Origin of the sequence: Ferrigenium kumadai (assembly GCF_018324385.1) — a bacterium.
Taxonomy (GTDB): Bacteria; Pseudomonadota; Gammaproteobacteria; order Burkholderiales; family Gallionellaceae; genus Gallionella; species Gallionella kumadai.
On record NZ_AP019536.1, the window covers coordinates 866,566 to 887,420 of the forward strand.

Genomic DNA, 20,855 nt, shown 5'->3' on the forward strand with positions numbered 1-20,855 from the left:
GCCCACTGCCGGGGGGGTGCCCTCGCTGTTAAACTAGCCGCCTTTGTAATCGATTACCGGAGTTGAGCATGAAACGTATGTTGTTGGCCTGTCTGTTGTGTCTGTCGAGCATTTCCGCCTCCGCGCTGGAGCTGCAAGGCGTGAAACTGGATGAGCAGGTGCAGGTCGCGGACCAGAAACTGGTGCTGAACGGCGCGGGTGTGCGCAGCATCTTCTTCATCAAGATGTATGTGGCGGGACTGTATCTCGCCGGCAAACAGACCTCCACCGAAGCGGTGATGGCGGATGCCAATGCCAAGCGCATCGCGCTGAACGTGGTGGTGGACGATGCCGATACCGAGCACTTCCTGAAGGGCTTCCGCAAGGGCATCGAGAAGAACCACAGCGAGAAGGAAATGGCAGAGCTTCAGGTGCGACTGGATACTTTCATCCATCTGTTCGATACCGTCAAAGCGGTGAAGAAGGGCGATGTGATCGCCTTCGACTGGATGCCGGGCAACGGCACTCGCGTCACCTTCAACGGCACGGAACTGGGCAAGGTCGCCGGCGAGGATTTCTACCGCGCGCTGCTCTCCATCTGGATCGGCGGGAAGCCGGTGAGCAGCGACATGAAGAAGGGACTGCTGGGTGGTTGATGCCGCAAACGCGAAGCCTCACTTCGATGTCGACCATGCGCCGATCGCTCACCTGAACGGCGAGTGCCATGACTGGGCCGGCATGGACGGCGACGCGCTCGTTCAGGCGCTGCGCGCGCAGGGCGAGGAATGGTGCGGGATGGTCGCGGAGCGCTGCCCGCACCTGTTCGCTGCGATGCCTGTGTTCGTGACCAGCGCGCAGGTGCAGCAGATGCACGCCATCATCGCCGCGGTGGAACGGGTGGTCGCGCTGCCGGGCTGGCATGAGGGCAGGAGTGCGGCCAGGGGAGTGTTCTACGGCTACGACTTTCACCTCAACGAGCAGGGCGCGCACCTGATCGAGATCAATACCAACGCGGGCGGTGGCTTCCTCAACGCGCTGCTGATCGACAGCCAGCGCGAGGCGGGGCTGTACGGTGAGGCGGCGGCGGAAGCAAATCTGGAGCAGCAGTTCCTCGCCATGTTCCGCAACGAATGGCGGCTGGCGCATGGCGATGTGCCGCTCAAGTCCGTCGCCATCGTGGACGAGCAGCCCGAGTCTCAATATCTCTATCCCGAGTTCCTGCTGGCGCAGCGCATGTTCGAGCGCGCGGGGATCGCGGCGTACATCGCCGACCCATCGGCGCTGCAGGCGCGCGATGGTGGGCTATATCTCGGCGAGCAGAAGATCGACTTGGTGTACAACCGCCTGACGGATTTCTCGCTGCAGCGACATCCCGCATTGCGGCAGGTTTATCTGGATGGCAGCGCGGTAGTGACGCCTGATCCCGCGCACTACGAGCACTATGCCGACAAGCGCAACCTCGCGCGGCTGAGCGATGCGGACGCGCTGCGTGCGCTGGGCGCGAGCGAGGCTGACATCGCGACCTTGCTGGCGGGCGTGCCGCAGACGCGGCTGGTGGCGGGCGCGGACCACGAGCAATGGTGGCAGGAGCGCAAGCACTGGTTCTTCAAGCCCGCGACGGGCTACGGCAGCAAGGGCAGCTACAGCGGTGCGAAGGTCACCAAGCGCGTGTTCGGGGAGATCATGCACGACGGCTACGTCGCTCAGCGCATGGCCGCCCCGGGCGATCGCATGGTGTGCCTGCCGGGCATGGAACCCCAGTCGCTCAAGTACGACGTGCGCTGCTATGTCTACGACGGGCGGGTGCAGCTCGTCGCCGCGCGGTTGTACCAGGGGCAGACCACCAACTTCCGCACGCCGGGCGGTGGCTTCGCGCCAGTGCGCGTCGTCGAGTAGAATGTCCGCATGATGCTCTATTCCTTCCTCGCTATCGGTATCGGCGCGGCGCTCGGCGCATGGCTGCGCTGGGGGCTGGGGCTGTGGCTCAATCCGGCGTTGCCGGACCTGCCGCTCGGCACGCTCGCGGCCAACCTCGCGGGCGGTTACCTGATCGGGCTGGCGATCGCGTTCTTTCTGCAGCATCCGGGAATGTCGCCGGAATGGCGGTTGTTCATCATCACCGGCTTCCTGGGTGGGTTAACGACCTTCTCGACATTTTCGGCGGAGACTGTCACGCTGTTGGTTCGCGGGCAGTATGCGTGGGGCGCCGGCATCATCGCGGCACACCTCGGGGGCTCGTTACTGATGACCGTAATGGGCATTCAAACCGTCAAGTGGCTACAAGGAGGGCAATGATGAATGCATTAACTTTCTATGTCGACGAGAAGCTGCACCACGAAGGGAAGCCGTTCTACGAATGGTTGCTGGATGAAGCCCGGGAACTCGGAGTGCGCGGCGGTTCGGTATTCCGCGCCATCGAGGGATTCGGACGGCACGGACGGCTGCACGACGAGAAGTTCTTCGAGCTTGCCGGTGAACTCGCGGTGAAGGTGGAGTTCATCCTCGACGACAAGCTGGCCGAACAGCTGCTGCAACGGGTCAAGGCGCAGAACATGGAAGTGTTCTACACACGCCACGCGGTGGAGTCCGGCATACTCTGAGCGCCAGACCGCGTCGGTGCTTGCAGCGTTTCAACCCTGATTCCTCAACAACACTAACCAACGGAGGCTGACGTGAAGAAGATCGCATTGCTGATGTCGTTGTGCTGTATGGCTGTTTCCACGGCGCAGGCCGCGGTACAGGGCAAAGAAGTGAACTACCGGGAGGACGGCACGATTCTCAAGGGCTACATCGCCTACGACGATGCCGTGAAGGGCAGGCGCCCCGCCGTGCTGGTGGTGCACGAGTGGTGGGGCCACAACGAATACACGCGCAAGCGCGCCGACATGCTCGCGGCGATGGGGTATACCGCGCTGGCCGTGGATATGTACGGCGACGGCAAGCAGGCCAACCATCCCGACGATGCAGGCAAGTTCGCCACCGAGGTGAGCAAGAACATGCCGCTGGCGAAGCGCCGTTTCGAGGCGGGCATGAAGCTGCTGCGCAAACAGAAGACCGTCGATCCCAAGGAGATGGCTGCGATTGGCTACTGCTTCGGCGGCGGCGTGGTATTGAACATGGCGCGCATGGGCGAGGACCTGAAGGGCGTGGCGAGCTTCCACGGCTCGCTGGATGCCCTCACTCCCGCGCAGCCCGGCAAGATCAAGGCGCGCATCATCTCGTTCACCGGCGAGGATGACCCGATGATAGGCGCGGACAAGGTGGCGGCCTTCAGGCAGGAGATGGACAAGGCGGGCGCAGATTACCGCGTGGTCACCTATCCCGGCGCGAAGCATAGCTTCACCAATCCTGCGGCCGACGAGCTGGGCAAGAAGTTCAACCTGCCGCTGGCCTACAACGCCGAGGCGGACAAGGACTCCTGGCAGCAGACTACGGTGTTCCTGCGCGAGGTGTTCGGCGGGAAATAACGCTTTCTTCCTGCCAACAAAAAACGCCCTTCGGGGCGTTTTTTGTTTTTGCGCACTGATAGAGGCCGGGATCAGGCCGCTGCGTTCTCGGCAACCCTGCGCGCGATATGAGCCAGTGCCTCATCGACCTGATCGACCAGGATCAGGCACAGGTCGCCTGGCTGGAGGCGAGCCAGTGCGTTGTCGGTCGCGATGAATTCGCCGCGTATCTCGTCGACAGCCGTAGCCCTGCGCGCATGTGCCAGCCCTTGCCGCAACAGCGCCAGCACTTCGCCATCGGAGCGGCCGCGCTGGCATTGATCCTGGTACAGGATCACCTCGTCGAAGGCATCGCCCAGGATCTCGGTCTGGCGGCGGATATCGACATCGCGCCGGTCGCCCGCTCCGCTGATGACGACGAAGCGGCGCTTCGCCGGCATGTTCTCGATCGCGGAGACCAGTGCGAGGATCGCGTCCGGGTTGTGGCCGTAATCTGCGATCAGCGTCGCGCCACGGTAGTCGAACAGGTTGAACCGGCCGGGCGCGGTCTGCGCATCGTTGATGAAGCTGGCCAATGCGGCCCGGATGGTGTTCCAGTCCAGCCCCAGCGCCCATGCGGCGGCGGTGGCGGCCATCGCGTTCTCCACCTGGAAGCCGATGCTGCCGTTTCGGGTGAGCGGGATGTCTGCGAGGCGGATGCGCTGCTCCATGGTTCCCTCGACTGCCACGATGGTGTCGCCGTCCAGGCAGACCAGTCGCCGCCCCTGTGCACGCTGGGTGGCCGCGACCGGGTGGTGCGCATCGGTCGCGAAGAAGATGACCGAGCCGGGGCAGGCGTCGGCCATCGCCGCAGACATCGGGTCCATCGCATTGAGCACGGCGGATCCGTGGGGAGCGACGTTCTGCACGATCACGCGCTTGACCACCGCCAGGTCTTCCACGGTGCTGATGTAGGAAAGCCCCAGATGGTCGCCCATGCCGATGTTGGTGACCACTGCCACGTCGCAGCGGTCGAATGCCAGTCCTTCGCGCAACACGCCGCCGCGGGCGGTCTCCAGCACCGCCGCATCGACCGCAGGATGCATCAGCACGTTGCGCGCGCTCTTCGGTCCGCTGCAATCGCCGCTGTCGATGCGCCGCTGACCGATATATACGCCGTCCGAGTTGGTCATGCCGACGCGTTTTCCGTTGAGGGTCAGCATGTGTGCGATCAGGCGCACCGTGGTGGTCTTGCCGTTGGTTCCCGCCACCGCAACGACAGGGATGCGCCCGTCGTCGCCGGGGCCGAACATGCTGGAGATGATGGCCTCACCCACCGCGCGTCCCTTGCCGAACGACGGCTGCAGGTGCATGCGCAATCCGGGTGCGGCATTGACTTCGACCACGCCGCCGTTCTGCACTTCCAGCGGCTGAACCACGCTGTCGCACACGATATCGACGCCGCAGATATCCAGTCCCACCATCTGTGCCGCCGCAACCGCGCGCGCTGCCAGTTCCGGGTGTACGTCGTCGGTGACGTCGGTAGCCGTGCCGCCGGTGGAAAGGTTTGCGTTGTTGCGCAGCACGACGCGCATGCCCTTGGGAGGCACCGATTCGGCATCCATTCCCTGCAGGGCGAGCCTCGCCAGTGCGATGTCGTCGAAACGGATCCTGGTGAGCGAGGTCGCGTGACCCTCGCCGCGGCGAGGGTCGCTGTTGACCTGCTCTACCAGCGCGCGGATGGTGTGCTCGCCGTCGCCGATCACATGCGGCGGATCGCGGCGCGCGGCGGCGACCACTTGTCCGCCAACCACCAGCAGGCGGAAGTCGTAGCCGGGCAGGTAGCGCTCCACCATGACCTCGGAGCTGTATTCGGCTGCTGCGGCGTAGGCGCTCAGCAATTGATCCCGGCTGGCGATGTTGACGGTGACACCCTTGCCCTGATTGCCGTCCACCGGTTTGATCACCACCGGCAGGCCGATCTCGCATGCTGCGGCCCAGGCATCCTCCACGTCCGTCACCGGCCTGCCTACAGGCACCGGCACTCCTGCTGCATCGAGCAGCTTCTTGGTCAGGTCCTTGTCCTGGGCGATGGCTTCGGCGATGGCACTGGTGCGTCCGGTCTCCGCCGCCTGGATGCGTCGGCTCCGGCTGCCCCAGCCGAACTGCACGAGGCTGCCCTCGGTCAGGCGGCGGTAGGGGATGCCGCGCGTCGCCGCAGCCTGCACGATGGCGCCGGTGCTCGGTCCGAGGCGCACGTCCTCGTCCAGTTCGCGCAATTTGTTCAGCGCCTCTGCCAGGTCGAACGGCGTATCGTCCAGTGCGGCGCGCAGCAGGGTTTGCGCCAGGTCGAATGCCAGCCGCCCGACGGCCTCCTCGGTGTATTCGACAACGACCTGGTACACGCCGGCCTCGACTGTCTGCGCAGTGCGGCTGAAGCTGACCGGGCAGCCCGCGTGTGCCTGCAATGCAAGTGCGGCGATCCCAAGTGCATGAGCTAGTGTGACCGGCTCGTCGCGCCCCGCGGGGTGGAGCTGGTCGATGCCGGGAAAGCGTTCGCGCAAGCGTGCTTCAAAACCGGGAATGGCAGCGATCTCACTGGTGTCTCGGCAGGATACGATGGCTTCGATCGCCGTGTGCCTGCTCCACAGGTTGGGACCGCGCAGGGCGCGTAGACGCGATATTTCCATAATTTTTCTAACCCACTCCCGAGCGTGTGACCGCCCAAGCCAATAACTTGTTTGAGTTGCTACAGAACCAGGGTTAACGTTTCAACTCCCGCGCGGATGACATCGAACGGGATTTTTAATGCCCAGGCCGCGCCGACCGCGGCGGCTATGTCTTCGGCGCGCACCTGCGTAGACGACATGGGGCTGGCGAGATCGATCTGGCCGATCTCTTCGGTACCATGTGCCATCACCACATTCTTGTTGCGCACGAACACGGCACGCCCGCCCGCGGCAAGGTGTGCGGCGATTGCCGGCGCATCGTCCCGGCCGAAGAAGATCACTTCGCCGTCGCAAAGTTCAGCCATGCGGGTTACCAGCGGATCGTCCGCATTGAGCACCGCAACACCATCCGGAAGTACGACATCGACCTGGGTGCGCAGCACGTTATAGACCTGCTCCGTGTCGTGGATGTAAAACTCCTCCAGCCCCTCGGCATGCCGGATATCGGTCACCACGCCGACCTGGCAGCGGTCATAGGCCAAGCCTTCGGCCAGCAGTGTGCGTGCGCCGTTCTCGCATACTGCCGCTTCCGCCGCGCGGTTCAACAGCAGCTTGTGGGCTGAGGCCCAGTTGGAGCGGTCGCCTCGCTCGACCTGGCGCTGATCGAAGAACACTCCGTCGCTGCAGGCTAGACCGGTGCGCAGTCCGGACAGATGGAGGCAATTAGCGACCAGTTTGGCTACCGTCGTCGTGCCCGAGGTGCCGGTGATGCCGACAACGGGAATGCGCCCGGCCTCGTCATCGGGGAACAGGTGTTCCACGATGGCGCGCCCAACCGGACGCGGGCCGCCGTTCGCCGGTTTCAGGTGCATCAGCAAGCCCGGACCGGCATTGACCTCGACGATTGCGCCGCCTTGAGCTTCGAGTGGACGGGATATGTCCTCAGCCACCAGATCGACTCCGGCGATGTCGAGTCCCACGATGCGGGCCGCCAGCACCGCAGCCTCGGCTACATCGGGATGTATCAGGTCGGTTACGTCGAAAGCGACGTTGCCGTTGCGCTGGATCAGCACTTCGACGTTTGCTTCGGGCACCGAATCTGCAGCATAGCCCTGGCGTTCCAGTTCCAGCCGTACCGCAGCGTCGTTTTCCAGCAGCACCACGTTGAGTGGATATTCTTCCGTACTGCCGCGCCGCGGGTCGCTGTTGATCTGCCGGTCGATGAGTTCGGCGACGGTCGACTGGCCGTCGCCCACCACCGTCGCAGTCTCGCCGCGCGCGGCGGCTACTACGCGCTGGCCTACCACCAGCAGGCGATGTTCGTTGCCGGGGATGAAACGTTCTACGATGACCTCGCTGCCTTCCTCGATGGCCAGCCGGTATGCCGCTTCGACCTCGGCGCGGGTCTTCAGGTCGGTGGAAACGCCGCGTCCATGGTTGCCATCGACCGGCTTTACCACCGCCGGCAAGCCGATGTCCTCGGCGGCTTCCCAGGCATCTTCCGGGCTCTCGACGATGCGGCCCTCGGGTACGGGAACGCCGCAAGATTGCAACAGGCTTTTCGTCAGGTCCTTGTCGCGCGAGATGGTCTCGCCGATGGCACTGGTCAGGTCGGTCTCGGCTGTCCAGATGCGGCGGCTGCGGATGCCATAACCCAGCTGAACCAGATTTCCGTCGGTCAGCCGGATGGAGGGGATGCGCCGACCGGTCGCGGCATCGACGATGCAGGCGGTGCTGGGGCCGAGGCAGAGCGAGTCCACCATGTCTTTCAGTTTTTCGACGGTTGCCGCCACATCGTAGGGACGGTCCTCCATCGCGGCCAGTATCAGTTCGCGCGCCGCCAGAAACGCGGTGCGGCTCACCTGTTCGTGGCGGGAGCGCACGGCGACTTTGTATACACCGCGGGTGGAGGTTTCGCGTGCCTTGCCGAATCCGCTTTGCATGCCCGCGAGGTTCTGCAGTTCGATCGTGACATGTTCCAGTATGTGTCCGGCCCAGGTTCCATCGCGCAAGCGTTGCAGGAATCCGCCGCGCTCGCCGATGCCGCAGCGGTGCTCGATCAGCGTGGGCAGCCAGGATGACAGCCGTTCGTAGAAACCCGGAATGGTATTCGAGGGATGATCTTCGAGTGTCCCGATATCGACCCAAGCCTCCAGCACCGGGCGGTAGGTCCAGATGTTCGGGCCGCGCAGGTGAGTGATGCGCAGGATCTTTATGTCGTATTTGCCCACGGACTGAGGTTGGTATTCGGCGGCGCTGGTATTCAAGGAAACGTATCCAATAAGTTATCCGATCACGTGTAATTCTCGCACGAGAATCACCTCCCTAACCAGCAATCCGTGCGCTTATCCATCTCGCTCTCGGTTATACTCGCGCCGCCTGTAATCATGTCACTCAGACTGCAAGCCAGCAGATACCTCGGATGAACACGAACCCTCACCATCTTTCAGACCAGCCCTTGCCGGAAGAACTGCGCGTCGCGCCGCCGCAATTGGCAGACGGGGAAAATGCGCTGGCATGGCTGAATACCGACCTGGATGCGCAGCTGCGTTTTGCGCCGGGCATGGTGCTGGTCACCGAGCGGCGCATCGTCGCGCGTGCCGCCGGCGAAGCCGGCTGGCAGGACTGGCCTTATCGGGCCGGGCTGGTGCTGCAGCATCACGACCATGCCGGCGTCGGTACGCTGGAGCTGCTCGACGGGCAGGGGTGTCTTGCCCGCTGGCGTTATACCCTGGGAGCCAATCTTGCGGCATTGCGGCTGATCAAACAGTTCGAAAGGCAGCTCCACAGCCACCTGACAGGACAGCCTGTCTCAGAAGAAACGCAGACTGTCTGCCCCAAGTGCAAGACTCCGCTCGAATCCGGCGAGGAGGAATGCCCGATCTGCACCCGCGAGGAGACGATCCCGCCCTCGACCTGGACGCTGTTGCGGCTGTGGCGCTTTGCACGGCCCTACCGCAAGCAGTTGCTCGCGGGATTCCTGCTGACGCTGGCCTCCACCGCCGCGACGCTGGTGCCGCCTTACCTGACCATGCCGCTGATGGACAAGGTGCTGATCCCCTACCAGAACGGCGAGCCGATCGACACCGGGCTGGTGGCGCTGCTGCTGGCCGGGCTGTTCGGCTCCGCGATGGTGGCCTGGTCGCTCGGCTGGGCGCGTACCTATATCCTGGCGCTGGTGTCAGAGCGCATCGGCGCCGACCTGCGCACTACGACCTATGAGCACTTGCTCAAGCTATCGCTCGAATATTTCGGCGGCAAGCGAACCGGTGACCTGATGGCGCGCATCGGTTCTGAAACCGACCGCATCAATGTCTTTATTTCCCTGCATTTGCTGGACTTCGCCACCGATGTGCTGATGATTGCGATGACCGCGGCGATCTTGTTCTCGATCAATCCCTGGCTGGCGCTGGTGACACTGTTGCCGTTGCCGTTCATCGCATGGATGATCCATGTGGTGCGCGACAAGCTGCGTACCGGCTTCGAGAAGATCGATCGCGTGTGGTCGGAAGTGACCAACGTGCTGGCCGACACGATCCCCGGCATCCGCGTGGTCAAAGCATTCGCGCAGGAGGATCGGGAGGCCGAACGTTTTCGTGATGCCAACCGCCACAACCTCGCGGTCAACGACAAGCTGAACAAAGTGTGGTCGCTGTTCTCGCCGACAGTGTCGCTGCTGACCGAGATCGGCCTGCTGGTGGTGTGGGCGTTCGGCATCTGGCAGGTCGCGCACGACGAGATCACCGTCGGCGTGCTGACCGCGTTCATCGCCTACATTAGCCGTTTCTACACCAGGCTCGATTCGATGAGCCGCATCGTGTCGGTGACACAAAAGGCTGCCGCAGGCGCGAAGCGTATCTTCGACATACTCGATCACGTGTCCAGTGTGCCGGAACCGGCGAATCCGGTACGCTTGCCGCAGGTGCAGGGGCGCATCGAGATTCGCGATATCGGCTTCCGCTACGGTAACCGCGCGGTGGTGCGTGGGGTGAGCCTCGATATTTCGCCTGGTGAGATGATCGGCCTGGTCGGTCACAGCGGTTCGGGCAAGAGCACGCTGGTCAACCTTATTTGCCGTTTCTACGACGTGAGCGAAGGATCGATCCGCATCGACGGCGTCGATATCCGCTCAGTGCCGGTGGCCGATTACCGGCGCAATATTGGCCTCGTCCTGCAGGAGCCGTTCCTGTTCTTTGGCACCATCGCGGAGAACATCGCCTACGGCAGGCCGGACGCAACACGCGCGGAGATCGTCGCCGCGGCTCGCGCTGCGCATGCCCACGAATTCATCCTGCGCCTGCCGCAGGGTTACGACTCGCTGGTGGGCGAACGCGGGCAGGGGCTGTCCGGCGGCGAACGCCAGCGCATCTCGATCGCACGTGCGCTGCTGATCGACCCGCGCATCCTGATCCTCGACGAGGCCACCTCTTCGGTCGATTCCACCACCGAAAAGGAAATCCAGAAGGCGCTCGACAACCTGGTACAGGGACGCACCACGATCGCAATCGCACACCGGCTGTCGACGCTGCGCAAGGCGGATCGCCTCGTGGTCATGGACCGCGGTCAGGTGGTCGAGGTCGGCAACCACGATGAATTGATGACGCAGGAGGGCGCGTACTTCCAGCTCTACCAGGCGCAGGCACGCAACGTGGACCGCGAGGACGAACTCCCCGAATCCACTGCCACACCGAAGGAGCATACGGCATGAGCAATGCATTGAGTTTTTCGCTTGCGCGCGATGCATACGGCAAGCTGATCTACATCGGCGCGGACGGCATGAGGCATGCAGGGGTTGTGCCGGTGCGCGCGTTTCCGATCGCCGCTCCGGAAAGCGGCATCTCGCTGCTGGACGGCGAAGGGCATGAGCTGGTCTGGATCGACAGTCTGTCCGAGCTTCCAGCCGAAACGCGGATATTGATCGAACAGGAACTGGCGAGCCGCGAATTCATGCCGGAGATACGCCGCATTTCACAGGTATCCAGCTTCGCTACCCCCAGCACCTGGCAGGTCGAGACCGAACGTGGCGATACCAGCTTCGTGCTCAAGGGAGAGGAAGACATCCGCCGCCTCAGCCACGGCACCTTGCTGATCGCCGATAGCCACGGCATCCAGTTTCTGATCCGCGACCTGAGTTCTCTCGACCGGACCAGCCGCAAGCTGCTCGACCGTTTCCTGTAACGCGCCGGATTAACGCAAACAAAAAAGACCTCTTCGGGAGATAAACTCGAAGAGGTCTTTTGCTTTGTGGCCCCGGCCGGACTTGTGTTCTTAACATCCGCTACACGGATGTTAGCCTTCGCCGCAAGGTGAATGGCTTTTCGAGTTATTGCCCGAAGAAGTCCTTGACCTTGTTCATCCAGGACTTGGCACGCGGGTTGTGGCGTTCGCTGTCCGTATCGTTGATCGCCTCGAACTCGCGCAGCAGTTCCTTCTGGCGGTCGGTCAGGTTCACCGGCGTTTCCACGATGACGTGGCAGTGCAGGTCGCCATGGGTGGTGCTGCGCACGCCCTTGATGCCCTTGCCGCGCAGGCGGAACTGCTTGCCGCTCTGTGTCTCGGGCGGGATCTTGATGCGTGCCGCGCCGTCCAGCGTGGGGATCTCGATCTCGCCGCCCAGCGCCGCGGTGGCGAAGCTGATCGGCATCTCGCAATGCAGGTCGTTGTGGTCACGCTGGAACACCGCATGCGGCTTGATGTGGATCACCACATACAGGTCGCCGTTCGGGCCGCCGTTCACGCCATGCTCGCCCTCGCCGGACAGGCGGATGCGGTCGTCGTTGTCCACGCCCGCGGGGATCTTCACCGACAGCGTCTTGTGCTGCTTGATGCGTCCGCTGCCGCTGCAATCCTTGCACGGCGAGGAGATCATCTTGCCGCTGCCGTGGCAGCGCGGACAGGTCTGCTGGATGGAGAAGAAGCCCTGCTGCATGCGCACCTGGCCGTGACCGCCGCAGGTGGTACAGGTGGTCGGGCTGGTGCCGGGTTTCGCGCCCGAGCCGTGGCAGGTGCCGCACTCGGCCATGGTCGGTACGCGGATCTGCGTCTCGGTGCCGCGAGCGGCCTGTTCCAGCGTGATCTCGAGGTTGTAGCGCAGGTCGGCGCCGCGATGCACGTTGCTGCGCGCGCCGCCGCGGCCTCCGCCGAAGATGTCGCCGAAGATGTCGGAGAAATCGAAACCCTGGGCGCCGCCACCGAAACCGCCGCCGCCCATGCCGCCCGCCTCGAATGCCGCATGCCCGTACTGGTCGTAGGCCGCGCGTTTTTGTCCGTCGGAGAGCGTCTCGTAGGCTTCCTTCGCTTCCTTGAAGTGCTCCTCCGCCTTCGGATTGTCCGGATTGCGGTCGGGGTGGTACTTCATGGCCAGCTTGCGGTAGGCCTTCTTGATCTCTTCGTCCGATGCGTCGCGGTTGACGCCGAGGACTTCGTAATAGTCTTTTTTGCTCATGCTGAAAGGATTGAGGATCGAGGATCGGGCTGCCTAGGTCTGGCTCGCCCGATCCTCAATCCTCGCTCCTCGCTCCTTTATTTTTTGTCTTTTACTTCGGTGAATTCAGCATCCACCACGTCGCCTTCGTCCTTCTTGTGGTCGGCGCATTGTTCGCCCGGCTCGCAGCTGCCGCAGCCTTCGCCGCCCTGCGCCTTGGCCTGCTCGGCGGCGTACATCTTCTCGCCCAGCTTCTGTGCGGCGGTGGCCAGTGCTTCGGTCTTGGCGTCGATGGCTTCCTTGTCGTCGCTCTTCACGACTTCCTCGGCTTCCTTCACCGCGGCTTCGATGGCGGCCTTTTCGTCGGCCGTCAGTTGCTCGCCGTATTCCTTCATCGACTTGTTGGTGGAGTGGATCAGTGCGTCCAGCTGGTTGCGCGAGGTCACCAGTTCCATCGCCTTCTTGTCTTCGTCGGCGTGCGCCTCGGCATCAGCCACCATGCGGTTGATCTCTTCCTCGCTCAAACCGGAGCTTGCCTTGATGGTGATGTTGGCTTCCTTGTTGGTGGCCTTGTCCTTGGCGCTCACGTGCAGGATGCCGTTGGCGTCGATGTTGAAGGTCACTTCGATCTGCGGCATGCCGCGCGGTGCGGGCGGGATGTCGGCCAAGTTGAATTGGCCCAGGCTCTTGTTGCCGGAAGACATCTCGCGCTCGCCTTGCAGCACGTGGATGGTCACCGCGGACTGGTTGTCATCAGCAGTGGAGAACACCTGCGATGCCTTGGTCGGGATGGTGGTGTTCTTCTTGATGAGCTTGGTCATCACGCCGCCCATGGTCTCGATACCCAGAGACAACGGGGTCACGTCCAGCAGCAGCACGTCCTTCACTTCGCCTTGCAGCACGCCGCCCTGGATCGCCGCGCCGACCGCCACGGCCTCGTCCGGGTTCACGTCCTTGCGCGCTTCCTTGCCGAAGAATTCCTTCACCTTCTCCTGCACCTTGGGCATACGGGTCTGGCCGCCAACCAGGATCACGTCGGCGATGTCGGCGTTGGAGACACCCGCATCCTTCATCGCGATCTTGCACGGCTCGATGGTGCGCGCGATCAGGTCTTCCACCAGGCTCTCCAGTTTGGCACGGGTGATCTTCACGGCCAGGTGTTTCGGGCCGGTCGCATCGGCGGTGATGTAGGGCAGGTTCACTTCGGTCTGCTGCGCGGAAGACAGTTCGATCTTGGCCTTTTCCGCCGCATCCTTCAGGCGCTGCAATGCCAGCATGTCCTTCTTCAGGTCGACGCCGCTTTCCTTCTTGAACTCTTCCACCAGGAACTCGATCACGCGCATGTCGAAGTCTTCGCCGCCGAGGAATGTGTCGCCGTTGGTGGACATCACCTCGAACTGGTGCTCGCCGTCGATCTCGGCGATGTCGATGATGGAGATATCGAACGTGCCGCCGCCCAGGTCATACACCGCGATCTTGCGGTCGCCTTCCTGCTTGTCCAGGCCGAAAGCCAGCGCGGCTGCGGTCGGTTCATTGATGATGCGCTTCACTTCCAGACCGGCGATGCGGCCGGCGTCCTTGGTCGCTTGGCGCTGCGAGTCGTTGAAGTAGGCCGGAACGGTGATGACCGCTTCGGTGACGGGCTCGCCCAGGTAGTCTTCGGCGGTCTTCTTCATCTTGGCCAGCACTTGCGCGGAGATCTCGGGTGCGGAGATCTCCTTGTCGCGCACCTTCACCCATGCGTCGCCGTTCTTGGCTTTGACGATGGAGTAGGGGACCATGCCGATGTCCTTCTGCACCATCGGCTCCTCGAAACGGCGGCCGATCAGGCGCTTCACACCGTACAGGGTGTTCTTGGGATTGGTCACGGCCTGACGCTTGGCGGGCGCGCCCACCAGCACTTCGCCGTCTTCCATGTAGGCGATGATGGACGGAGTGGTGCGAGCGCCTTCGGCGTTCTCGATCACCTTGCTCTTGCCGTTTTCCATGACTGCCACGCAGGAGTTCGTCGTGCCCAGGTCAATACCGATGATTTTTCCCATGATGCTTTCCTTTCAGTTGAATGCGTAAAGATTGAGTATTGTTGCCTCGCCGCCTTACATCAGGGCGGCGTTGGATATTTCAAGTGCTTATTCTTTTGCCTTGGCGACCATCACCAGCGCCGGGCGCAGCACGCGCTCGTTCAGGCTGTAGCCCTTCTGCATGACGCTGACCACGGTGTTGGCGGGCTGGTCGCTGTCGATCATGCCGATGGCTTGGTGCTTGTGCGGGTCGAGCTTTTCGCCGGCCGGGTTGATTTCCTTGATGTTGAACTTCTCGAACACGCTGGAGAGCTGCTTCAGCGTCAGTTCCATGCCGCTCTTGAAGCTTTCCACGTTCTCGGTCTGCACGGCCAGTCCGGCCTGCAGGCTGTCCATTACAGCCAGCATCTCGCCGGAGAAGCGCTCCACGGCGAACTTCTGGGCCTTGCTCACGTCCTCGGCGGCGCGGCGGCGGATGTTCTCGCCTTCGGCCTTGGCGTACATCCAGGCATCGTAGTGCTCCTGCGCCTTGCGCTCGGCTTCCTTGAGCATCTCTTCCATGCTGGGCATGACCTCGGGTTGGGCGGATGCCTCGGACTGTTGTTCGTTCTGCGGGGTGTTTCCGTTTTGTTCCATTTGCCTCTCCTGTTTGCGACTTCGCGGTTAATTGGGGCGGGGTTTCCATTTTCAAGAGCCATCGCAAAATATTTTTCGGTGAGATAATGCGCACCGTTCGAAAACCGCTTCGTCATGTCCACCACCAAGAACTACCACTGGCGCATCGCCGGATTCTATTTTTTCTATTACGCCTTCGTGGGGATGTTCGCGCCCTATTGGAGTCTGTACCTCAAGTCGCTGCATTTCAGCGCCACCGAGATCGGCGTCCTGATGTCGATGCAGCCGGTGATGCGCCTGATCGCGCCGAACGTATGGGGCTGGCTGGCCGACCATACGGGGAAACGCCGGGAGGTGGTGGTTGCGGCGGCGTCGCTCAGCGTGCTGTTCTATCTGGGGGTATTCGCCACGACCAGCTTCTGGGGGCTGATGCTGGTGCTGGTGCTGATGAACTTCTTCTGGAGCGCCTCGATGCCGCTGGTGGAGGCGACCACGCTCAGCTGGCTCGGCAAGAACACCGCGCACTACGGGCGCATCCGCTCCTGGGGCTCGGTCGGTTTCATCGTCTCCGTGGTGGGGTTGGGCTATGCCTTCGACTACATCGCCATCGGCTGGCTGCTGTGGGCCGGGCTGGTGTGCGAGGTCGGTATCCTGTTGTTTGCGCGCCAGATTCCACCGACCGAGGTGCTGGCGCACCATACCGACAGCCAGCCGATCCGGCAGATCGTGCTGCAGCCGCGCGTGCTGGCGCTGTTCGGCGCCTGCTTCCTGATGTCGGTCGCACACGGCCCTTACTACACCTTCTATTCCATCTATCTGGTCGAGCATGGCTACGCCAAGAGTGCGGTGGGCGGGCTGTGGGCGCTGGGGGTGATCTGCGAGATCGGCGTGTTCTTTCTGATGCCCTGGCTGGTGCGCCGCTTCGGCTTCGTGCGCATCCTGGTGTTCAGCCTCGCCTGCGCCGTGCTGCGCTTCCTGCTCATCGGCTGGGCGGTGGATTGGCTGGTGTTGCTGCTGTTCGCGCAGGTGCTGCATGCCGCCACCTTCGGCGCCTACCATGCCGCCTCGGTGGGGTTGGTGCACGAATTCTTCCAGGGGCGGCACCAGTCCAAGGGGCAGGCCCTGTTCGGCAGCGTCACTTACGGGGCGGGCGGCATGCTGGGCTATCTGGCCAGCGGCCCGATCTGGGAACGCTTTGGCGCCAGCGCGCTCTATTCGTTCAGCTCGGCCATGGCGCTGGCCGGACTGCTGCTGATGGCGTGGAAACTGCGCGGCATGGCGGAGAGGCCGGCGGCTGTGGCATAATCGCGAGCTCTATTAGGAACGGCAATGAGCGCAAAAACTTTATACGACAAACTTTGGGACTCCCATGTGGTGCAGCAGGAAGCTGACGGCACTGCGTTGATCTATATCGACCGCCAGCTGGTGCACGAAGTGACCAGCCCGCAGGCCTTCGAGGGGCTGAAGCTGGCGCACCGCAAGCCGTGGCGCACCGCGTCCATGCTGGCGACGCCCGACCATAATGTGCCGACGACGAGTCGCAGCGGCGGCATCAAGGACCCGATCTCGCGCCTGCAAGTGGAGACGCTGGATGAGAACTGCGCCGAGTTCGACGTGCTCGAGTTCGGCATGAACGACATCCGGCAGGGCATCGTGCACGTGGTCGGTCCGGAGCAGGGTGCGACCCTTCCGGGCATGACCGTGGTGTGCGGCGACTCCCACACCAGCACGCACGGTGCATTCGCCGCGCTGGCGCACGGCATCGGCACCTCCGAGGTCGAGCACGTGATGGCGACGCAATGCCTGGTGGCGAAGAAGTCCAAGGCCATGCTGGTCAAGGTCGAAGGTGCGCTGCACAAGGGCGTGACGGCCAAGGACGTCGCACTGGCGGTGGTCGGCAAGATCGGCACGGCGGGCGGCACGGGCTATGCCATCGAGTTCGCGGGCAGCGCGATCCGAGGTCTGTCGATGGAAGGTCGCATGACGTTGTGCAACATGGCGATCGAGGCGGGCGCGCGCGCCGGTATGATCGCGGCCGACGACACCACGATCAACTATTTCAAGGGCCGCCCGTTCGCGCCGCAAGGCGAGTTGTGGGACAAGGCTGTTGTTTACTGGAAGACATTGCATTCCGACGAGGGTGCGAAATTCGACGCGGTGGTCGAGCTGGATGCTGCAAGCATCCGTCCGCAAGTGACCTGGGGCACTTCGCCGGAAATGGTGACGTCTATCGACGGTCGCGTGCCTGATCCGGCATCCGCACCCGACGAGGTGAAGCGCCACGACTGGCAGCGGGCTCTGCAGTACATGGGCTTGCAGGCGAATACGCCCATCGCCGAGATCAAGATCGACAAGGTGTTCATCGGCTCCTGCACCAACGGGCGCATCGAGGATATGCGTGCCGCAGCAGTGATCGCAAAGGGCAAGAAGGTCGCACCCAACGTCAAGCAAGCGCTGGTGGTGCCGGGCTCCGGTCTGGTGAAGGCGCAGGCCGAGAAGGAAGGGCTGGACAAGGTATTCATCGAGGCGGGCTTCGAGTGGCGCGATCCTGGCTGTTCGATGTGTCTGGCGATGAACGATGATCGCCTGGAACCCGGCGAGCGTTGCGCTTCGACCTCCAACCGCAACTTCGAGGGGCGGCAGGGGCAGGGCGGGCGTACGCACCTGGTGAGCCCGGAGATGGCGGCGGCCGCGGCCATCGCGGGTCATTTTGTCGATGTGAGCAAACTGTAAGGAGAGGATGATGAGAAAGACAATCGCATTGGTTCTGGCTGCTTTGGTTCTGGCCGGCTGCAACACCATGGAAGGCCTGGGCAAGGACATCAAAAAAGGCGGCGAAAAACTGGAAAAGGCGGCTGAAAAGTAATGCGTAAATTCACCTTGCTCGATGGGCTGGTCGTGCCGTTGGATCGTGCCAACGTCGACACCGACGCCATCATCCCCAAGCAATTCCTGAAGTCGATCAAGCGTTCCGGCTTCGGTCCGAACGCGTTCGACGAATGGCGCTATCTCGACCACGGCGAACCGGGCATGGACAACAGCAAGCGTCCGCTCAACCCGGACTTCGTGCTGAACCAGCCGCGCTACCAAGGCGCTCAAGTTTTGCTGGCGCGCGAGAACTTCGGTTGCGGCAGTTCGCGTGAACACGCTCCATGGGCGCTGGAGGACTACGGCTTCCGCGTCATCATCGCGCCGAGCTTCGCTGACATCTTCTTCAACAACTGCTTCAAGAATGGCCTGCTGCCGATCAAGCTGGATGCGGACAAGGTCGATGCGCTGTTCAAGGCGGTGGAAGCCAATGCCGGCTACAAGCTGAAGGTCGATCTGGAGCAGCAGACCATCGCGCTGCCTGACGGTACGGAATACAAGTTCGACGTGGACGCGCACCGCAAGCATTGCCTGTTGAACGGGCTGGACGACATCGGCCTGACGCTGCAGCACGTGGATGACATCAAGGCGTTCGAGGCGAAGCACCGCGCGGCACAGCCGTGGCTGTACGCATAATCCCTGAGTTGTCCGCATAAATAATTTGTAATTCTGACTGGAAGAAAAATGAAGATCGCAGTATTGCCGGGTGACGGCATCGGACCCGAGATCGTCGCGCAGGCGACCAAAGTGTTGGAAGCGTTGCGCAGCGACGGCTTGAAGATCGAGATGGAACACGCCTACATCGGTGGCGCGGGCTACGACGCGGCGGGCGATCCGCTGCCCGAGGCGACGCTCAAGCTGGCGCAGGAATCCGATGCAGTGCTGCTCGGTGCTGTTGGCGGTTACCAGTACGACAACCTGCCGCGTCCGATGCGTCCCGAGCAGGGTCTGCTGCGCATCCGCAAGGGCCTGGGCCTGTTCGCCAATCTGCGCCCCGCGCTGTTGTATCCGGAACTCGCATCCGCTTCCACGCTGAAGCCGGAAGTGGTTTCCGGGCTGGACATCATGATCCTGCGCGAACTGACCGGCGACATCTATTTCGGCCAGCCGCGCGGCATCCGTACGCTGGAGAACGGCGAGCGCCAAGGCTTCGATACCATGCACTACAGCGAGTCGGAGATCCGCCGCGTGGCGCATGTCGGCTTCCAGATCGCGATGAAGCGCGGCAAGAAACTGTGCTCCGTGGACAAGGCCAACGTGCTGGATACCAGCATGTTCTGGCGCGAGATCGTCACCGAAGTGGCGAAGGAATATCCGCAAGTCGAACTGTCCCACATGTATGTGGACAACGCGGCGATGCAGCTTGTGCGCGCGCCCAAGCAGTTCGACGTGATCCTGACCGGCAACATCTTCGGCGACATCCTGTCTGATGAGGCATCGATGCTGACCGGTTCCATCGGCATGTTGCCGTCCGCCTCGCTGGACATCAACAACAAGGGCATGTACGAGCCCAGCCACGGCTCTGCGCCGGACATCGCGGGCAAGGACATCGCCAATCCGCTGGCGACCATCCTGTCGGCAGCGATGATGCTGCGCTACACCTTCAACGACGAGGCCAATGCGACGCGCATCGAGAATGCGGTGAAGAGGGCGCTGGCACAAGGCTACCGTACCGGCGACATCTATACCGAAGGCACGAAGAAGATCGGCTGCAATGCCATGGGCGATGCGGTGGTCGCGGCCCTTTGAACGAATTAGAAATCTGAGAGAGTAAACAACATGAGCAAGCAATACGACGTATGTATCCTCGGTGCAACCGGCGCGGTGGGCGAGGCGATGCTGTCCATCCTGGAACAGCGCAAGTTTCCGGTGCGTAACCTGTACCCGCTGGCTTCCAGCCGCTCGGCCGGTTCCACGGTGACCTTCAATGGCAAGGAGATCACCGTTCTCGACGTGGAAGGTTTCGACTTCTCCAAGGCGCAGATCGGCCTGTTCTCCGCGGGCGGCAGCGTGTCGGAAAAATATGCGCCCATCGCCGCGGCCGCCGGCTGCGTGGTGATCGACAATACCGCGCACTTCCGCTACGACCGCGACATCCCGCTGGTGGTGCCTGAGGTGAATCCCCATGCCATCGCGCAGTACAAGAACCGCGGCATCATCGCCAACCCGAATTGCTCGACCATCCAGATGATGGTCGCGCTGAAGCCGATCAAGGACGCGGTGGGCATCTCGCGCATCAATGTGGCGACCTACCAGGCCGTGTCCGGCACCGGCAAGGAAGCGATCGACGAGCTCGCCGACCAGACTCGCGCGCTGTTTAACCAGCAGGACGTGAAGGTCGAGGTGTATCCGAAGCGCATCGCGTTCAACGTGCTGCCGCACATCGACGTATTCATGGAGAACGGCTACACCAAGGAAGAGATGAAGATGGTGTGGGAGACCCAGAAGATCATGGAAGACGATTCCATCCTGGTGAATCCGACCGCGGTGCGCGTGCCGGTGTTCTATGGCCACTCCGAGGCGATACACATCGAGACCAAGAAGAAGATCACCGCCGACGAGGCTCGTGCCCTGCTGGAAAAAGCACCGGGCGTGAAGGTGATGGACAAGCGCGAGCCGGGCGGCTACCCGACTCCGGTCGAGGCGGCAGGTACCGACGCGACCTACGTGGGCCGCATCCGCGAGGACGTATCCCATCCGCTGGGCTTGAATTTGTGGGTGGTCAGCGATAACGTGCGCAAGGGCGCGGCGCTGAACAGCGTGCAGATCGCCGAGATCCTGGTTGCGAAATACCTTGATTGAGACATAATGCCAATGGTGATTATGAGCTTGTGCTGATAACTCCATGATGTTA

17 protein-coding genes and 1 pseudogene are annotated in these 20,855 nt (G+C 62.6%); 13 read left to right on the plus strand and 5 right to left on the minus strand.

Annotation, left to right across the window (positions count from 1 at the left end; translation table 11 throughout):
• Positions 1–68 precede the first annotated feature (68 nt).
• The 5 genes from FGKAn22_RS04165 (at position 69) to FGKAn22_RS04185 (ending at position 3,446) form a co-directional block, all read left to right on the plus strand.
• Positions 69–635 carry a chalcone isomerase family protein gene (locus FGKAn22_RS04165; RefSeq protein ID WP_212786723.1) on the plus strand — a complete coding sequence of 189 codons (567 nt, stop codon included), beginning with the start codon at positions 69–71 and terminating at the stop codon, positions 633–635.
• Positions 628–1,875 carry an ATP-grasp domain-containing protein gene (locus FGKAn22_RS04170; RefSeq protein WP_212786724.1) on the plus strand — a complete coding sequence of 416 codons (1,248 nt, stop codon included), beginning with the start codon at positions 628–630 and terminating at the stop codon, positions 1,873–1,875. Before FGKAn22_RS04165 ends, FGKAn22_RS04170 begins: the two co-directional genes overlap by 8 nt.
• Positions 1,876–1,884: 9 nt before the next feature.
• The gene (gene crcB / locus FGKAn22_RS04175) at positions 1,885–2,274 is read left to right on the plus strand and encodes a fluoride efflux transporter CrcB (protein ID WP_212786725.1); all 390 of its coding nucleotides are present in this window, start codon (positions 1,885–1,887) and stop codon (positions 2,272–2,274) included.
• Positions 2,274–2,579 (plus strand): DUF190 domain-containing protein, encoded by a 306-nt coding sequence (locus tag FGKAn22_RS04180; protein ID WP_212786726.1) that lies wholly within the window; start codon positions 2,274–2,276, stop codon positions 2,577–2,579. The genes crcB and FGKAn22_RS04180 overlap by 1 nt, the downstream gene beginning before the upstream one ends.
• Positions 2,580–2,651: 72 nt before the next feature.
• Positions 2,652–3,446 (plus strand): dienelactone hydrolase family protein, encoded by a 795-nt coding sequence (locus FGKAn22_RS04185; RefSeq protein WP_246487455.1) that lies wholly within the window; start codon positions 2,652–2,654, stop codon positions 3,444–3,446.
• Between the two features lie 71 nt (positions 3,447–3,517).
• On the opposite strand, the gene cphA is transcribed toward FGKAn22_RS04185, so the two are convergent.
• Positions 3,518–6,094 carry a cyanophycin synthetase gene (gene cphA / locus FGKAn22_RS04190; protein WP_212786727.1) on the minus strand — a complete coding sequence of 859 codons (2,577 nt, stop codon included), beginning with the start codon at positions 6,092–6,094 and terminating at the stop codon, positions 3,518–3,520.
• A gap of 59 nt (positions 6,095–6,153) precedes the next feature.
• On the minus strand, positions 6,154–8,304 hold the full coding sequence (locus FGKAn22_RS04195; protein ID WP_212787149.1) for a cyanophycin synthetase: 2,151 nt from the start codon (positions 8,302–8,304) through the stop codon (positions 6,154–6,156).
• A 191-nt stretch (positions 8,305–8,495) separates the two neighbouring features.
• Here FGKAn22_RS04195 and FGKAn22_RS04200 point away from each other — a divergent pair, with 191 nt between their 5' ends.
• Together FGKAn22_RS04200 and FGKAn22_RS04205 are read left to right on the plus strand one after the other, a co-directional pair.
• Positions 8,496–10,781: a cyanophycin metabolism-associated ABC transporter gene (locus FGKAn22_RS04200; protein WP_212786728.1), complete on the plus strand. Its 2,286-nt coding sequence runs from the start codon at positions 8,496–8,498 to the stop codon at positions 10,779–10,781.
• Positions 10,778–11,251: a cyanophycin metabolism-associated DUF1854 family protein gene (locus FGKAn22_RS04205; RefSeq protein WP_212786729.1), complete on the plus strand. Its 474-nt coding sequence runs from the start codon at positions 10,778–10,780 to the stop codon at positions 11,249–11,251. Before FGKAn22_RS04200 ends, FGKAn22_RS04205 begins: the two co-directional genes overlap by 4 nt.
• Positions 11,252–11,396: 145 nt before the next feature.
• Here the strand turns inward: FGKAn22_RS04205 and dnaJ are convergent, their stop codons facing one another.
• From dnaJ to grpE, 3 genes and pseudogenes are all read right to left on the minus strand, one after another.
• Complete coding sequence (gene dnaJ / locus FGKAn22_RS04210) at positions 11,397–12,518, minus strand: molecular chaperone DnaJ (protein WP_212786730.1); 1,122 nt, start codon at positions 12,516–12,518, stop codon at positions 11,397–11,399.
• 77 nt (positions 12,519–12,595) lie between these two features.
• A complete protein-coding gene (gene dnaK, locus FGKAn22_RS04215) occupies positions 12,596–14,539 on the minus strand; it encodes a molecular chaperone DnaK (RefSeq protein WP_212786731.1) in 1,944 nt (647 codons plus the stop codon).
• 87 nt (positions 14,540–14,626) lie between these two features.
• Positions 14,627–15,157, minus strand: a pseudogene (gene grpE, locus FGKAn22_RS04220) (nucleotide exchange factor GrpE); the annotation flags it as partial.
• Between the two features lie 111 nt (positions 15,158–15,268).
• On the opposite strand from grpE, the gene FGKAn22_RS04225 reads away from it, so the two are divergent.
• Genes FGKAn22_RS04225 through FGKAn22_RS04250 form a run of 6 tightly spaced genes read left to right on the plus strand, consistent with a single transcriptional unit; the run spans position 15,269 to position 20,803 of the window.
• Positions 15,269–16,438, plus strand: coding sequence for an MFS transporter (locus FGKAn22_RS04225; RefSeq protein WP_212786733.1), 1,170 nt, complete (start codon positions 15,269–15,271; stop codon positions 16,436–16,438).
• Positions 16,439–16,462: 24 nt separating this feature from the next.
• Positions 16,463–17,866: a 3-isopropylmalate dehydratase large subunit gene (gene leuC / locus FGKAn22_RS04230; RefSeq protein WP_212786734.1), complete on the plus strand. Its 1,404-nt coding sequence runs from the start codon at positions 16,463–16,465 to the stop codon at positions 17,864–17,866.
• A gap of 10 nt (positions 17,867–17,876) precedes the next feature.
• Positions 17,877–17,999, plus strand: coding sequence for an entericidin A/B family lipoprotein (locus tag FGKAn22_RS04235; protein WP_212786735.1), 123 nt, complete (start codon positions 17,877–17,879; stop codon positions 17,997–17,999).
• Positions 17,999–18,637 (plus strand): 3-isopropylmalate dehydratase small subunit, encoded by a 639-nt coding sequence (gene leuD, locus FGKAn22_RS04240; protein WP_212786736.1) that lies wholly within the window; start codon positions 17,999–18,001, stop codon positions 18,635–18,637. The genes FGKAn22_RS04235 and leuD overlap by 1 nt, the downstream gene beginning before the upstream one ends.
• Before the next feature lie 48 nt (positions 18,638–18,685).
• A complete protein-coding gene (leuB, locus tag FGKAn22_RS04245) occupies positions 18,686–19,750 on the plus strand; it encodes a 3-isopropylmalate dehydrogenase (RefSeq protein WP_212786737.1) in 1,065 nt (354 codons plus the stop codon).
• Positions 19,751–19,780: 30 nt separating this feature from the next.
• Positions 19,781–20,803 (plus strand): aspartate-semialdehyde dehydrogenase, encoded by a 1,023-nt coding sequence (locus FGKAn22_RS04250; protein ID WP_212786738.1) that lies wholly within the window; start codon positions 19,781–19,783, stop codon positions 20,801–20,803.
• The last annotated feature ends 52 nt before the right edge of the window (positions 20,804–20,855 follow it).